The sequence below is a fragment of the Amycolatopsis sp. NPDC004625 genome (assembly GCF_040609695.1).
In the GTDB taxonomy this organism is placed as follows: Bacteria; Actinomycetota; Actinomycetes; order Mycobacteriales; family Pseudonocardiaceae; genus Amycolatopsis.
This window is the reverse complement of record NZ_JBEXKX010000004.1, coordinates 103,247-117,703: the sequence shown is the minus strand read 5'-3', so window position 1 is coordinate 117,703 and position 14,457 is coordinate 103,247. Positions and strand designations below refer to the sequence as shown.

The 14,457-nt window shown below is 71.2% G+C and carries 15 protein-coding genes; 9 read left to right on the top strand and 6 right to left on the bottom strand.

The window, feature by feature from the left end:
• The first annotated feature begins 23 nt into the window (after window positions 1-23).
• Window positions 24-569: a DinB family protein gene (locus ABZW17_RS06010; protein ID WP_354810137.1), complete on the top strand. Its 546-nt coding sequence runs from the start codon at window positions 24-26 to the stop codon at window positions 567-569.
• Between the two features lie 4 nt (window positions 570-573).
• Here ABZW17_RS06010 and ABZW17_RS06005 read toward each other — a convergent pair whose 3' ends face one another.
• Window positions 574-1,215 carry a TMEM175 family protein gene (locus tag ABZW17_RS06005; RefSeq protein ID WP_354810135.1) on the bottom strand — a complete coding sequence of 214 codons (642 nt, stop codon included), beginning with the start codon at window positions 1,213-1,215 and terminating at the stop codon, window positions 574-576.
• 68 nt (window positions 1,216-1,283) lie between these two features.
• Between ABZW17_RS06005 and pcaB the strand changes: the two genes are divergently transcribed.
• Together pcaB and ABZW17_RS05995 are read left to right on the top strand one after the other, a co-directional pair.
• Entirely contained in the window at window positions 1,284-2,669 is a 1,386-nt protein-coding gene (gene pcaB / locus ABZW17_RS06000; RefSeq protein WP_354810133.1) for a 3-carboxy-cis,cis-muconate cycloisomerase, read from the top strand.
• Window positions 2,670-3,013: 344 nt separating this feature from the next.
• Window positions 3,014-4,015 carry an SCO0930 family lipoprotein gene (locus ABZW17_RS05995; protein ID WP_354810131.1) on the top strand — a complete coding sequence of 334 codons (1,002 nt, stop codon included), beginning with the start codon at window positions 3,014-3,016 and terminating at the stop codon, window positions 4,013-4,015.
• Window positions 4,016-4,023: 8 nt separating this feature from the next.
• Here the strand turns inward: ABZW17_RS05995 and ABZW17_RS05990 are convergent, their stop codons facing one another.
• Window positions 4,024-4,719 carry a DUF4383 domain-containing protein gene (locus ABZW17_RS05990; protein WP_354810129.1) on the bottom strand — a complete coding sequence of 232 codons (696 nt, stop codon included), beginning with the start codon at window positions 4,717-4,719 and terminating at the stop codon, window positions 4,024-4,026.
• A 190-nt stretch (window positions 4,720-4,909) separates the two neighbouring features.
• Here ABZW17_RS05990 and ABZW17_RS05985 point away from each other — a divergent pair, with 190 nt between their 5' ends.
• The gene (locus ABZW17_RS05985) at window positions 4,910-5,800 is read left to right on the top strand and encodes a hypothetical protein (protein ID WP_354810127.1); all 891 of its coding nucleotides are present in this window, start codon (window positions 4,910-4,912) and stop codon (window positions 5,798-5,800) included.
• A gap of 5 nt (window positions 5,801-5,805) precedes the next feature.
• Here the strand turns inward: ABZW17_RS05985 and ABZW17_RS05980 are convergent, their stop codons facing one another.
• Both ABZW17_RS05980 and ABZW17_RS05975 read right to left on the bottom strand, forming a co-directional pair.
• Complete coding sequence (locus ABZW17_RS05980; RefSeq protein ID WP_354810125.1) at window positions 5,806-7,014, bottom strand: alpha/beta hydrolase-fold protein; 1,209 nt, start codon at window positions 7,012-7,014, stop codon at window positions 5,806-5,808.
• A 144-nt stretch (window positions 7,015-7,158) separates the two neighbouring features.
• Window positions 7,159-8,121 (bottom strand): alpha/beta hydrolase, encoded by a 963-nt coding sequence (locus ABZW17_RS05975; RefSeq protein WP_354810123.1) that lies wholly within the window; start codon window positions 8,119-8,121, stop codon window positions 7,159-7,161.
• 154 nt (window positions 8,122-8,275) lie between these two features.
• On the opposite strand from ABZW17_RS05975, the gene ABZW17_RS05970 reads away from it, so the two are divergent.
• Both ABZW17_RS05970 and ABZW17_RS05965 read left to right on the top strand, forming a co-directional pair.
• Window positions 8,276-8,725, top strand: coding sequence for a MarR family transcriptional regulator (locus ABZW17_RS05970; protein ID WP_354810121.1), 450 nt, complete (start codon window positions 8,276-8,278; stop codon window positions 8,723-8,725).
• Window positions 8,722-9,564, top strand: a complete 843-nt coding sequence (locus tag ABZW17_RS05965) for an SAM-dependent methyltransferase (protein ID WP_354810119.1) — start codon at window positions 8,722-8,724, stop codon at window positions 9,562-9,564. The genes ABZW17_RS05970 and ABZW17_RS05965 overlap by 4 nt, the downstream gene beginning before the upstream one ends.
• On the opposite strand, the gene ABZW17_RS05960 is transcribed toward ABZW17_RS05965, so the two are convergent.
• On the bottom strand, window positions 9,561-10,499 hold the full coding sequence (locus ABZW17_RS05960; RefSeq protein WP_354810117.1) for a patatin family protein: 939 nt from the start codon (window positions 10,497-10,499) through the stop codon (window positions 9,561-9,563). The two genes, ABZW17_RS05965 and ABZW17_RS05960, sit on opposite strands and share 4 nt — an antisense overlap.
• Before the next feature lie 118 nt (window positions 10,500-10,617).
• Between ABZW17_RS05960 and ABZW17_RS05955 the strand changes: the two genes are divergently transcribed.
• The 3 genes from ABZW17_RS05955 to ABZW17_RS05945 all read left to right on the top strand — a co-directional run bounded on the left by ABZW17_RS05955 (window position 10,618) and on the right by ABZW17_RS05945 (window position 14,239).
• A complete protein-coding gene (locus ABZW17_RS05955) occupies window positions 10,618-11,160 on the top strand; it encodes a PadR family transcriptional regulator (protein ID WP_354810115.1) in 543 nt (180 codons plus the stop codon).
• On the top strand, window positions 11,160-13,172 hold the full coding sequence (locus tag ABZW17_RS05950) for an NADPH-dependent 2,4-dienoyl-CoA reductase (protein WP_354810113.1): 2,013 nt from the start codon (window positions 11,160-11,162) through the stop codon (window positions 13,170-13,172). Before ABZW17_RS05955 ends, ABZW17_RS05950 begins: the two co-directional genes overlap by 1 nt.
• 113 nt (window positions 13,173-13,285) lie before the next feature.
• Complete coding sequence (locus ABZW17_RS05945) at window positions 13,286-14,239, top strand: prephenate dehydrogenase (protein ID WP_354810537.1); 954 nt, start codon at window positions 13,286-13,288, stop codon at window positions 14,237-14,239.
• Here the strand turns inward: ABZW17_RS05945 and ABZW17_RS05940 are convergent, their stop codons facing one another.
• On the bottom strand, window positions 14,240-14,443 hold the full coding sequence (locus tag ABZW17_RS05940; RefSeq protein ID WP_354810111.1) for an antitoxin: 204 nt from the start codon (window positions 14,441-14,443) through the stop codon (window positions 14,240-14,242). It abuts the gene before it with no gap.
• Window positions 14,444-14,457 lie beyond the last annotated feature (14 nt).

The following is a 14,457-nucleotide window of genomic DNA, read 5'->3' as shown; positions in this document are numbered from 1 at the left end:
GACCCCTGTGGCACGCTCCGCGCATGACCGAACACACCACCCCGGTGGCCGCTCCGCCCCGCTTGACCGGCCCCCGGCACGACCCCGCACCGGTCGCGGACGAGCTCCAGGCCCTCACCGAGAGCCTGGAGTACTACCGGCGCACCTTCGAGCTGAAATGCGCCGGTCTGGACCCCGCGCAGCTGTCCGAACGCTCGGTACCACCGTCGACGCTGACCCTGCACGGCCTGCTGCGGCACCTCACGGGTGTCGAACGCTGGTGGTTCCGGATCCAGTTCACGGGCGAGGACGTGCCGAACCTCTACTACTCGGACGACGACCCGGAGCAGGACTTCACGGACCTGGGCGGCGATGTCGACGAGGCGTTCTCCCTGTGGCACGCCGAATGCGCGCGCTCCCGGGAGATCGTCGCCGAAGCCGCCTCACTGGACCAGACCGGCACTCGCCGCAGCACCGGCGAACCGTTCACCCTGCGCTGGCTGATGCTGCGCATGATCGGCGAGTACGCGCGCCACATCGGCCAGGCCGACCTGGTCCGCGAGCGGATCGACGGCGCGACCGGCGAATGACGGCTCAGGCGGCGGCCGTCCGGCGGCGGACGCGGAAGAGGAGGTTGACGACGATTGGGATGACGATCCAGCACGTGTAGGCCCAGTGCGTGAAGAAGGCTACCGGGATCGAGACGGCGAAGGCGGCGATCAGCGCGCCGATCCCGCGGTACACCGAGCCGAAGAGCTCCGGTGGGGTGTCCGCGCGGTAGAGGTGGTTCCGCTGGATCTGCCGGGCCATGACGAGGAACAGCGTCAGCGCGACGACCTGCACGACGGCGTAGAAGACGAACCGGAACTCGAACCCGCCGTCTTCGGCCAGCACCTTCGTGGCGAACGGCATGATCACCTGCGTCAGGAGCCAGCCGAAGGTGAGCCGGGCGAGCCCGCCGCCGAGCGCGGTGACGTAGTTGAACAGGCGGTGGTGGGCACGCCAGTGGCCGCCGATGACGACGAAGCTGATCAGGAAGGAGACGTATTCGGACTGGTGATGACCGAGTGACCGCAGCAGTTCGGCGCTGGTGGCGCCCTCCGGCAGCGGCAGCTCGAGCGCGAGCAGCGTGATCGCGATGGCGACGACGGCGTCCGAAAAGAAGGTCAGCCGCTCGGCGGCGATTCCCCGGGGTTCGTCGCCGGCGGTGTCCTCCGCGGACGGGGCGCTGGTCATGGCCGATGAGCGTGCCAGACGCGGCTGCGCGGCCGTCGCCGAGGTCGTGCGCGTGCGATGCTGACGCCATGACCGTCGACCCCGATTCCGGGCTCCTGTCCCCCGTGCGGGCCGGCACGCCGGCCGAAGCGTCGACCGGAGACGAGGCGTGGTTGCGCGCGATGCTCGACGCCGAGGCAGCGCTCGCGCGGGCGCAGGCGCGGCTCGGGACGGTGCCGCCGGAGGCCGCGGACGCGATCACGGAGGCCGCCGGCCGGGCGCGGATCGACGTCGTCGAGCTGGCGCGCGGGTCGCGGGCGACCGCGAACCCGGTGGTCGGCCTGGTGAAGGCGTTGACGGCGGCGGTCGGCGAGGTGGCGCCCGGCGCGGCCGAGTACGTGCACCGCGGCTCGACCAGCCAGGACATCTTCGACACGGCGATGATGCTGGTCGCCGACCGGACGCTGCGGCCGCTCGCTGCCGACCTCGACGCGACGGCCGAGGCGCTGGCCGGGCTGGCCCGCGAGCACCGGGACACGACGATGGCCGGGCGGACGCTGACGGCACACGCGGTGCCGACGACGTTCGGGCTCAAGGCCGCGGGCTGGCGGCAGCTGGTGCTGGACGCGGCCGTCCGCATCCGGCGCGTGCTCGACGGCGGGCTGCCGGTCTCGCTGGGCGGCGCGGCCGGAACGCTGGCGGCGTACGTCGAGTACGCGCGCCTCGCCGACGGCGACGCGGACGCCGGCGCCTACGCCGGACGGCTGACCGCTGCCTTCGCCGAGGAGACCGGGCTGGGTGTGCCGGTGCTGCCGTGGCACGCGCTGCGGACGCCGGTCGCGGAGCTGGCGGGCGCGCTCGCGTTCACCGCGGGCGCGCTCGGGAAGCTGGCGGTCGACGTCGAGACGCTGACCCGGACCGAGCTGGGCGAGGTCGCCGAACCGGCCGCCGACGGGCGGGGCGGTTCCTCGGCGATGCCGCACAAGCGGAACCCCGTGCTCGCGACGCTGATCCGGTCGGCCGCGCTGCAGGTGCCGGTGCTGGCCGCGGGGGTTACGCAGTCGATGCTGGCCGAGGACGAGCGGTCGGCCGGGGTCTGGCACGCCGAATGGCAGCTGGTCCGCGAGTGCCTGCGGCTGACCGGCGGTGCCGCGCACACCGCCGCCGAGCTGGCGCGCGGGCTCACCGCGGTGCCCGGGCGGATGCGGGAGAACCTGGCGTCGACGCACGGGCTGATCGTCTCCGAACGGCTTTCCGCCGTGCTGGCGCCGCTGCTCGGCAAGGCGACGGCGAAGGAACTGCTGGGCGAGGCGTCCCGGCGGGCAGTACACGAGGGCCGGCCGCTGCGGGAGGTGCTGGACGAGCTGCCCGCCGTCACCGGCGTGCTGACTCCGGCGGCGCTCGACGAGCTCCTCGACCCGGCCGGCTACACGGGCGCGGCCGCCGCGCTGGTCGACCGCGCCCTCCGCGGCTGAGCGGCAGGCAACGGCTCCCCCGCAGGCGAGGGAGCAGCGGCTGCGGGCTGCGGCTGCGGCTGCGGCTGCGGCTGCGGCTGCGGCTGCGGCTGCGGACCAGGGGCGGCCACCACTCGCCCGCGGCCAAGGCGCGAATCCGGCGGCGGCCGTGCGCCGGCCGCCGGGTCCCGGCCGCCGGGCCTCCGGGTACCGGGTCCCGGCTCGACCGGCCCGGCTGGCCTCGCCGGGCCGCCCGGTCACGTCGTCGAAAATTCTTTGAACCGCCTCCGCCAGGGGTCCGTGTAGTGGGTATCAGGCAGCCGCACCGAGCGGCGGGAATCCCAACGGACACAAGGAGAACTTCCATGCTTCGCACGCGCATCGCCGTCTCCGTCGCCGCGGCGGCAGCCGGGCTGGCAGTGCTCACCGCTTGCTCGGGTGCCGAAACCGCCCAGCCGGTTGTTGCTCCGGCTGCCGCCGGGGGTACCGGGGGTGGCCAGGCCGCCAACGGCCAGGTGGGCAACGCCGCTCCGGCGTCGAACGAATCGAAACTGGTCGTCGCCGACGTCGCCGATGTCGGGCAGGTGCTCACCGACCAGAACGGCATGACCCTCTACCGGTTCGACAAGGACACCGCGAAGCCGCCGAAGTCCAACTGCGACGGTGACTGCGCCAAGGCCTGGCCGCCGATGCTGGCCACCGGGGACGTCCAGGTGCAGGGGGTCGACAAGAACATCGTCGGGAAGGTGACGCGCTCCGACGGCACCGAACAGATCACCGTCGGCGGGTGGGCGCTCTACCGCTACGCCAAGGACACCAAGCCCGGTGACGCGACCGGCCAGGGCGTCGGTGGCGCCTGGTACGCGGCGAACGCCAAGGGCGGGAAGTCCGGGCAGGCCGCGGCGGGTGGCACCGAGTCCGGTGCCGTCAAGCTCAGCGCCAGCAAGATCGACGGGCTCGGCGACGCGATCGTCGACCAGAACGGCATGACGCTCTACCTGTTCACGAAGGACACCAAGAAGAAGGCCTCCGCCTGCAACGGTGACTGCGCCAAGACCTGGCCGCCGGTCCTGTCCAAGGGCAAGGTCGAGCTGCAGGGCATCGACTCGAAGCTGCTCGGCAGCATCAAGCGCCAGGACGGCACCGAGCAGGTCACCATCGGCGGCTGGCCCGTCTACAACTTCTCGAAGGACCTGAAGCCGGGCGACGCCAACGGCATGGGCGTCAACGGCACCTGGTTCGTCATCGAGCCCAACGGCTGCAAGGTCGGCACCACTCCCAGCTCCACCGCCAACCAGGCCCCGGCGGCTAACAGCGGAACTGGGAGCAGCAACGACAACTCCGGTGGTACCGGCACCACCTACTGAACGATCACCTAGTGGGCGAGGCCCGGCGGACGCTCTTCGCGAGCGACCTCCGGGCCTCGCTCGTTGCGGTCACGACGCAGGAACGACCGGCGGCGCGGCTCCTCGGCCACCCCGTCGGCACCGTCGACGACGTCCGTGCGGCGGCCCCGGTCGACGACGTCGGTGCGGCGGTCGCGGTCGACCGCGTCCGTGCGGTCGATGACCTCGGTGCGCTGCTCGGCCACGGCCGGCTCGTCGACGACCTCGTCTTCGGGCAGCAGGATCGTGCGGCGGGCCGGCAGGACCGCGATCAGCAGGCCGAGCGCGGCGACGCCGAGGTGCAGCCACGTGTCGGCGCGGCCGAGGTCCATCGGGTTGCCGGCGTTGGCGAAGGGGTTGGTCGAAATGAGGCCGTCGATCATCAGGCCCCACACGAACAGCAGGCCGTAACCGATGAACAGCAGCCAGCCGAACACCCGCGCGCGGCCCGAGCCGAACGCCAGCAGCAGGCCGACGACGCCGGTCACGACGCGGACCAAGCTCATCAGGGGGTTGCCGGAGAACCGCCAGAACCCCACGTCGTGGTGCCCGGCGAAGTCGCCGAAGCCGGTCCTTGAAAATCCGATGATGCCTACGACGAGGAACGCGATGCCGGCCAGTCCGGCCAGCACCTGCGCCGGCTGCAGGCCTCGGACCCGGATGCGTGCGCCTTTCGCGTGAACCATGACTCCAGTCCTTCCCAGCGGGTGGTGACGACCGTCACCGCCCTCAGGTACCCCGCGGACACGGTGAGCGAAACGATGTCGCTTGCCCACAGCCCACCTGCGCGTTCCCGGATCGGGGCCGGTTCGAGAGCAATCCCACAAATACCCCCGTTCGAGCGAACAGCGCGCGGCGTTCCCGGCAATCCGGGTCATGCGCAAGCTGAGCGGCATCTTCCTGGTGGGGCTGTGCGTGGGGGCGATCGGCGCGGTGGCGGTGACACTGAGCCACAGCACGCCGCCCCAGGCGGTCGCGGTCGCCGAAACCGTCACGCCGCCGAGCGTGACCACAGGCGTGACGACAAGCGTGAGCACCAGCGCGACACCACCGGCAAAGACCGGGCCGGAGAAGAAGGCGGAGCCGACGCCGGAGCCCGGCCCCGGGGTGGACGCCGCCACGCTGGACAAGCTGGTGCGCGGCGGCAACGTCAGCGCCGTCGTGTTCGACCGGCAGAGCGGCAAAACCACCGTCTCCGTGCACCCCGACCGCGATTACACGTCCGCCTCGCTCGTGAAACTGCTGATAGCGCTTTCCGTGCTCGAGCGCGGCGGTCCGGTGGCCGACGTGCAGCGGATGCTGTCGCGCAGCGACGACGACCTCGCCAGCCGGTTCTGGACGTCCTACGGCGGCCCGTCGATCGTCACGCAGTGGGCCAGGAAACTCGGCCTCACCGGCACGCGGGCGCCCGCGGACCCCGGCCGCTGGGGCGACACGCAGATCACCGCGCCGGACGTCGTGAAGATCTACCGGTACCTGCTCGACCACGGTCCGAGCGCGATCATGGCCGCGTTGCGCGCCGCGACCGAACGCGGGTCCGACGGCTTCCGGCAGTACTTCGGCATCCCGGACGCGGCCGGCGGGCGGGCGTGGGCGGTCAAGCAGGGCTGGTCGTGCTGCAAGCCGACGCGGATGCTGCACACCTCGGGCGTGCTCGGCGACGACAGCCGCTACATCGTGGTGGTGCTGACCGAGCACCCGGCCGGCGTCGACTACCCGACCGCGTCGAAGCGCGTGACGGACATCGTCGCGAAGCTGCTCGGCTGACGGGCCTACTGGTCGGTGTCGGCGAGGGCGCCGTGCGCGCCGGAGCGCGGCAGCGGCCACGGCAGCACGCCGCCGGTGGTCTCCAGCTGCCGACCGGCCGGGGACGGGCCCGTCGTGTGCGCCCCGATCCACGCCAGGACGTCGGGGATCTGGGACTTGAACGTGTTCATGTTGTGCCCGGCGTCCTTGATCCGCCACGACGAGAACTGGACCGGCGGGCGGGCCGCCGCGCGGATCTGGTCGATCGCGAAGCTCTCGTAGTTCTCCTTCTCACCGGAGATCGCCAGGATGTCCACCGGCGACGGGTGCCGGGCCACGTTGAGCCGGACGTTGTTGGCGTCGTTGATGTCCTGGCGGCCGTGGAACAGGTCCTCGGTTTCGGCGTCGACCTGGGCCTTGTCGTAGCCGCTGACGCTGACCGCCTGGCCGTACCACTGCGGGTGCCGGGTCACCAGGTTCATCGCGCAGTACCCGCCGGACGACCAGCCCGCGATCGTCCACGCCCGCCGGTTCGCCGCGACGCCGAGCTTCTGCAGCGCCCAGTCGCGCAGGTCCGCGGTGAGGTACGTGTCGTTCGCCGTGCCGTTGACCTCGTCGACGCATTCGGTGTCGTGGCCGACCTTCGGCACGCCCGTCGGGTCCGGGACGATCACCACGGTCGGCGGCAGGACGCGCTTGGCGATCGCCGCGTCGAGCTGCTCGGGCAGGTGGTAGCCGCCGGTCACGACCTCGGGCCCGGACGGGTAGTTCGGGATCCACTCGATCGCCGGGAACCGCAGCTCCTTGAACGCCGCGTCGAAGTACTGCGGCGGCAGGTAGACGGTGACGTCGCGGGTGACCTTGGTGCGCCGCCCGGTCACCTTCATGTGGACGACGGTGCCCTTGCCCTCGCGGGCGTGCGCCACGCCGGTGTCACGCAGCTTTTCGAGGTCTTCGCCGTTCTGCGCCGCTTCCGCGTCGGTCCCCTGCGCCGAGTAGACGCCGGTGCCGAGCAGCGAGCCGACCGTCGGGAAGAACCCGCCGATCATGTTGCCGCCCATGCCGGCGCTGAGCACGATGAGCACGACGGCGAGCAGGATCGTCGCGCTGCGCCAGAGCCGCTTGCGTTTCCAGCGGTCCCAGAACCACGGGACGGCGACGATCGCGAGCAGCGTCAACACGACCACCACGATCATGTTGACCGGCGAGTCGAGCCGGATGCTGCTCAGGTGCATGGCAACGGTCCTTCCAGGCGGGCAGAAATGCGCGCCCGGATCGCGGGACTCGCGTATATATCACGTTTGAGCCCCCACGCACGTTGCGGCCTTGTGAGCTCCGTCATAAGGCCGCAACGTGCCGCGAACTCAGCGTTCTCTCAGTTACTTCGCGAGTGCGCGGGTCAGCACGGTGACGGCCTGGGTGATCGCGGCCTCGGCGGCGTGGGTCTCGCGAAGGGCGTTCACCATCACGAAGTCGTGGATGATCCCCTGGTACCGGACGGCGGTGACGGGCACACCGGCCTGACGCAGCTTCGCCGCGTACGCCTCACCTTCGTCGCGAAGGACGTCGGCTTCGCCGGTGATCACCAGGGCCGGCGGCAGCCCGGCGAGCTCGTCGAGCGACGCGCGCAGCGGCGACGCCGTGATCTCCGCGCGCTGGGCCGGGTCCGTCGTGTACTGGTCCCAGAACCACTTCATGCCTTCGCGGCCGAGGAAGTAGCCCTCGGCGAACCGGTGGTACGACTCGGTGTCGAACGAAGCGTCGGTCACCGGGTAGAAGAGCACCTGCTGCTTGAAGGTGACGTCGCCGCGCTGCTTGGCCAGGATGGTCAGCGCCGCGGTCATGTTGCCGCCGACGGAGTCGCCGGCGATCGCGATGCGCGAGGTGTCGAGGCCCTTCTCGGCGCCGTGCTGGGCGACCCACTTCGCCACGGCGTAGTTCTCCTCGATGGCGACCGGGTAACGCGCCTCAGGCGAACGGCTGTACTCCGGGAACACGACGGCCGCGCCGACGCCGGCCGCCAGCTCACGCACCAGCCGCTCGTGGGTGTGGAAGTCGCCGAACACCCAGCCGGCGCCGTGGATGTAGACGATCACCGGCAGCGGGCCGGAAACCCCGGCGGGGCGGACGATCCGGGTCTCGACGTCGCCGTCCGGGCCGCCCGGGACGGACAGCACCTCGATCTCGGCGGCGGGCATGGCGACGTCGCCGTCCTGGACGCCGTCGACGGCCTTGCGACCCTCTTCCGGGGCCAGCTGGAACAGGTACGGCGGCTGGTCGGTGGCCTCCGCGAACGCCTGCGCGGCCGGTTCGAGGGCCAGCTGGTGCGGGTTGGCGGTCATGTCGTCCTCCTCGGGTGGACCAAGCTGATGCCACTAAGGTAGCTCGCAACTCGGTTGTGCACAACTAATTGGGACTCAATGAGATGCAGGGCACTTGAGTTGCCTCCCGAGGCCGGGCCGAGGACCATGGAGAGTTACGAGAGAGGAGGACGCCATGGCATCGCTGCGACTGGACGACCAGCTCTGCTTCGGGCTGTACGCGGCGTCTCGCGCGGTGACGTCGCTGTACCGGGTCGTCCTGGAGGACCTCGATCTGACCTACCCCCAGTACCTGGTCATGCTGGCGCTCTGGGAGCGGGACCACCGCATGGTGAAGGAGCTCGGCGCCGAGCTGAACCTCGACTCGGGCACGCTGTCGCCGCTGCTCAAGCGGCTTCAGACGGCGGGACTGGTGGTCCGCAACCGGCAGGCCGACGACGAGCGCTCGGTCCGCGTCAGCCTGAGCGAGGACGGGCGGGCGCTGCGCGAAAAGGCGCAGGGCATCCCCGACGTGATCGGCACGGCGATGAGCCTCGACGACGCCGGGGTGGCCCGGATGCGGGCCGAGCTCGATCGCCTGACAGAGTCGGTGAACGCCTATCGGGAGGGCATGGCACCGGCATGATCAACCACGACGACGCGCTGAAGGCCGTCGAAAGCAGCCTCGACCGGCCGTCGGCGGCGCGGATCTACGACTACTTCATCGGCGGGAACACGCACTACGCGATCGACCGCGCGTTCGCCGAGAAGGTCCGCGCACGGCTGCCGCTGATGGGTGACTACTGCCTGACGAGCCGGCAGTTCCTCGGCCGGGCGGTCCGGCAGTGCGTCCAGGAAGGCATCGGGCAGTTCGTCGACGTCGGCTCCGGCCTGCCGACCGCGGGCAACGTGCACGAGGTCGCCGACGAGGCCCGCCCCGAACTCGACACGCAGGTGCTCTACATCGACAACGAGCCCATCGCGCTGGCCCACTCGACGCTGCTGCTCGCCGACACCGCCGATCCCGAGCGCCACCACGCCATCGCCGCGGACTTCCTGCAGCCGGACGACCTCTGGGAGCGCGTCAAGGCGTCGGACATCATCGACGTGCGCGAGCCGGTCGCGCTGGTGATCAACGCGGTCATGCACTTCGTCAAGGACGAGCAGAACCCGGACGAGCTGCTGGCGTTCTACCGCGAGCGGCTGGCGCCCGGTTCGCTGCTGGTGATCTCGCAGATGACCAACGAGAACCCGGTCAACGAAGACGAGCGGCAGGCGCTGATCGACCTGCTCGAGTACTACGAGACCACGACGAACCCCGGGTTCCTGCGGACGATGGCCGAGTTCGAACGCTTCTTCGGCGGCTGGCCGATGCTGGCGCCGGGGCTGGTCTACGCGCCGGCGTGGCACCCGGACGAGCACACCGTGTTCGCCGGCTCGCCGTCCGAGTCGCGGGTGATCGGCGGGGTCGCGCGCAAGCCCTAAGACGCTTCGCGCAGGTTCTCCAGCACGTCCACGACAGCGCGTTTCCCCAGGTCGACGGCCTTGCGCAGCACCTCGGGATCGCGTTCCAGCACGGCCACGTCCGGCGCGCCCACCGGCGGCCGGACGCTCAGGATGCGCGGGTCGGCCGCCAGCACTTCCTCGTCTTCGACGTCGCGGCGGTAGGTGTCCTGCCACGCCGGGATCGCGCCGGGCGCCTGGCGGCGCAGGAACCGCGGCACGACGACGTCGTGCACCCGCGGCGGGCGCACCGGCAGCTCGTCGGCGCGGCGGGTGCGCAGCACCAGGACGTCGGTCGCCCCCTGGGCGAGGGCGGTGCGGTACGGGATCGGCTCGGCCACGCCGGCGTCGACGAACCGGCGGCCGGCCATCGGGATCGGCGGCCCGGCCAGCACCGGCATGCAGGAGGACGCGGCGAGCGCGACCTTGATCGCGTCGACGTCGTCGAGGTACGGGTGCAGGTCGGTGGATTCGCCGGTGTCGGCGTCGGTGGCCAGCGGGTGGAACGTCACCGGGTTGGCCAGGATCGCCGGGAAGTCCATCGGTTCCAGCACCGAATAGACCTGGTGGACGAGGTATTCGAGGTCGATCACCGCGCGGCCGCGCAGGGTGTGCAGCGGGTTGATGATCCGCCGCATGACGACCGGGTTCCACCACGTCCGGACGCCGGTCGAGGAGCGGCCGCAGAGCAGCCAGGCGCCGTTCAGCGCGCCGGCCGACGAGCCGTAGACGGCGTCGAACGCGGGCGTGACGCCGAGTTCGTCCAGCGCCAGGACCATTCCGCTGGAGTACGTGCCGCGGCTGCTGCCGCCTTCGATGGCGAGCGCGAGGCGCCGGCCGTCGGCGCGCGCTCCCGGGACACTGCCCGCCGCCATCCGTTCGGAGATCAGTTCGAGTACCGGGTGCACTCCTCCCATCCTGGCCTTTTCGCTCGATTAGTCGACCCGTTTTGTGAAGGACACAGCATCCCACCCGCGCGGGTGAAGTGATGCGCGCCTCGTTGCACTGCAACTCGTTGCATAGCACCCTTCGAGCATGGCACTGGAGCACGCGATCCTCGTCTCGCTGTCCGAGCGCGCCGGCTCGGGCTACGAGCTGACGCGCCGGTTCGAGAAGTCGATCGGGCTGTTCTGGAGCGCCACCCACCAGCAGATCTACCGCGTGCTGAAGCGGATGGAAGAGGCCGGCTGGGTGGCCGTCGACGTCGTCGCGCAGTCGGGACGGCCGGACAAGAAGGTCTACACGGTCAGCGACGCCGGCCAGGCCGAGCTCGTCCGCTGGCTGGCCGAGCCGGACCCCTCAGCCGGGCCCGTCGAGCTGGCCGTGAAGATCCGCGGCGCCACCTTCGGCGACCCCGCGAAGGTCGCCGAAGAGATCGTCCGGCACCGCGCCGCGCACGCCGAACGCCTCGACGTCTACCGCCAGATCGAGAAGCGCGACTTCCCCGCGCCGGCCGGGCTGCACGGCCGGCACCTGCACCAGTACCTGGTCCTGCGCGGCGGCATCCGCGTCGAAGAGGGCCAGGTCGAGTGGTTCGACGAAGTCCTCGCCGCCCTCCACCACCCCAAGGACGCCTGATGACCCCGTACCCGAACCTGCTGTCCCCGCTCGACCTCGGCTTCACGACCCTGCGCAACCGCGTGCTGATGGGGTCGATGCACACCGGCCTCGAAGACAACGCCAAGCACTTCCCCGAGCTGGCCGAGTACTACGCCGAACGCGCCCGCGGTGGCGTCGGTCTCATCGTCACCGGCGGCTTCGCGCCGAACAAGACCGGCTGGCTGCTGCCGCTGGCCTCGAAGCTGACGACGTCGGCGGAGGCGAAGCAGCACCGGCAGCTGACCGCGCCGGTGCACGAAGCCGGCGGCAAGATCGCGCTCCAGGTCCTGCACGCGGGCCGGTACGCCTACCACCCGCTGAGCGTGTCCGCGTCGAGCATCAAGGCGCCGATCAACCCGTTCCGGCCGCGCGGCCTCACCAACCACGGCGTCAAGGCGCAGATCAACGCCTTCGCGAACTGCGCCGAGCTCGCGCGCGAAGCGGGCTACGACGGTGTCGAGATCATGGGTTCCGAGGGCTACCTGATCAACCAGTTCCTGGCCGAGCGCACCAACAAACGCACCGACGCCTGGGGTGGCACGCCGGAGAGGCGCCGCCGGTTCGCCGTCGAAATCGTCAAGCGCACCAGGGAAAAGGTCGGCGACGACTTCATCATCGTCTACCGGCTTTCGATGCTCGACCTCGTGCCGGGCGGCCAGCGCTGGGAGGACGTCGTCGCGCTCGCGCAGGAAGTCGAGGCGGCCGGCGCGACGATCATCAACACCGGCATCGGCTGGCACGAGGCCCGCGTGCCGACCATCGTGACGTCGGTGCCGCGCGCCGCGTTCACCTGGGTGACCGGGAAACTCAAGCCGCACGTGGGGATCCCGGTCGTCACGTCGAACCGGATCAACCTGCCGCAGGTCGCCGAGGAGGCGCTGAGCAGCGGGGACGCCGATCTCGTGTCGATGGCCCGGCCGTTCCTCGCCGATCCCGAGTGGATCCGCAAGGCCGAAACCGGGCGCGAGGACGAGATCAACACGTGCATCGCCTGCAACCAGGCCTGCCTCGACCACGCCTTCAAGCGCAAGCTCGTGTCCTGCATGGTCAACCCGCGCGCCGGCCACGAAACGACTCTGACGCTCTCGCCGACACGGCGGTCGAAGCACGTCGCCGTCGTCGGAGCGGGACCGGCGGGGCTGTCCGCCGCGACCGCGCTGGCCGAGCGCGGGCACAGCGTCGAGCTGTTCGAAGCCGACGACGAGATCGGCGGCCAGTTCGGCATCGCGCGGAAGATCCCCGGCAAGGAGGAGTTCGCCGAGACCATCCGCTACTACCGGCGGCGGCTCGAGGTGACCGGGGTGAAGCTGCACCTCGGGACCCGCGCGGCCGCCAAGGACCTCACCGGTTTCGACGAGGTCGTGCTGGCCACCGGCGTCGCGCCGCGGGTGCCGTCGCTGCCCGGGATCGACCACCCGAAGGTGCTTTCGTACGTCGACGTCGTCAAGCACGGCAGGCCGGTCGGCGAGCGGGTCGCGGTGATCGGCGCGGGCGGGATCGGCGTCGACGTCAGCGAATTCCTCACGCACACCGCGTCCCCGGCGCTCGACCGGGACGCGTGGATGGCCGAGTGGGGTGTCACCGACCCGGAACAGGCGGCGGGCGGGCTGGGCACGCCGCGGCCCGAGCCGTCACCGCGGCAGGTGTACCTGCTGCAGCGCAAGAAGTCCGGGATCGGTTCCGGGCTCGGCAAGACTTCGGGCTGGGTGCACCGGGCCGCGCTCAAGGCCAAGCGCGTCGAGCAGCTGCCCGGCGTCACCTACGAGAAGGTCGACGACGACGGCCTGCACATCACCGTCGACGGCCGCGCGCGGCTGCTGGAGGTCGACACGGTCGTCGTCTGCGCCGGTCAGGAACCCGTGCGGGACCTCGCCGACGAACTCCGCGCCGCCGGGCTGCCGGTGCACCTGATCGGCGGGGCCGACGTCGCCGCCGAACTCGACGCGAAACGCGCGATCGACCAGGGAACGAGGCTCGCCGCCGCGCTGTAGCCCTGAATGCGTCCGGCACTGGCCTTCTTTCGGGGGTCCGGGTGGCGGAGCCCCCGGCTCGGGGCGCAGCCCCGCTTGTTACTGGCAGGATGGGGCCCGTGCGAGACGTATGCGTGATCGGGCTCGGGCTGATCGGCGGGTCGCTGCTGCGCGCGGCGGCCGCCAGCGGCCGCACGGCGTTCGGCGCCGCGGTATCCGAAGTGGACGCCGACGCGGCCAGCAGAGCGGGCTACGACGTCACGACCGACGTCGAAGCCGCGCTGCACCGGGCCGCCGCCGACGAGGCCATGGTCGTGCTGGCCGTGCCGCTCCCGGCCGTCGAGGACCTGCTGCGCCTGGTCTCCCAGCACGCGTCGCACTGCTTGCTCACCGACGTGACCAGCGTGAAAGCGCCGGTCCTGGACGCGGTCCGCCGCCGGGTGCCGTACACGCGGTACGTCGGCGGGCACCCGATGGCCGGGACGTCGAACTCCGGCTGGCTGGCCGGCGACGCCACGCTGTTCCAGGGCGCCGCGTGGGTGGTCACCGTCGAGGAGGACACCGACCTCGAAGCCTGGGCCGAGGTGGCGAAATTCGTGCTGGACGTCGGCGCGCACGTGGTGCCGCTGCCCGCGGAGTCGCACGACGAGGCCGTCGCCCGGATTTCGCACCTGCCGCACCTGCTCGCGGCGATCCTGGCCACGATCGGCGCCGAGGGCGGCCCGCTCGCGATGTCGCTGGCGGCCGGGTCCTACCGCGACGGCACGCGCGTCGCGGGCTCGAACCCGCAGCTCGTCCGCGCGATGACCGAAGGCAACCGGGACGCGCTGCTGCCGATCGTCGACGAGGCGCTCGGCCGGCTCGGCGCCGCCCGCGGCTCGCTGGCTTCGACCGGCGGGCTCGCGGCCACGATCAACGCCGGGTACGAAGGCGCGCAAGCGCTTGCGGCCAGCCTGGACGTCGACCGGGCGGGTGTCCGGATCAGCCTGTCCGCGCCGGACGCCCGGCAGGGCCTGATCGCGCTCGGCGAGCGCGGCGGCCGGATCACCGGGCTGTCCGACGGGATCGCCACCGGCGAGGTCCAGTAGTTACCGCGGGTTGTCCGGGGTGTCGTCGAACTTGTTGAGGAAGTCCTTCGCCTTCTCGACACCGCTGTCGATCTGGCTGTCGTGGCCGCCGAACTTCGACTTCGCGAAGTCGGCGGCCTTGTCGAGGCCTTCCTCGATCTTGTCGTTGTGCTCGCGCAGGGCCTCTTCGGCCTTGCCCTTCAACGCTTCGAAGTCGATTCCCATGGGTGCATTGAACA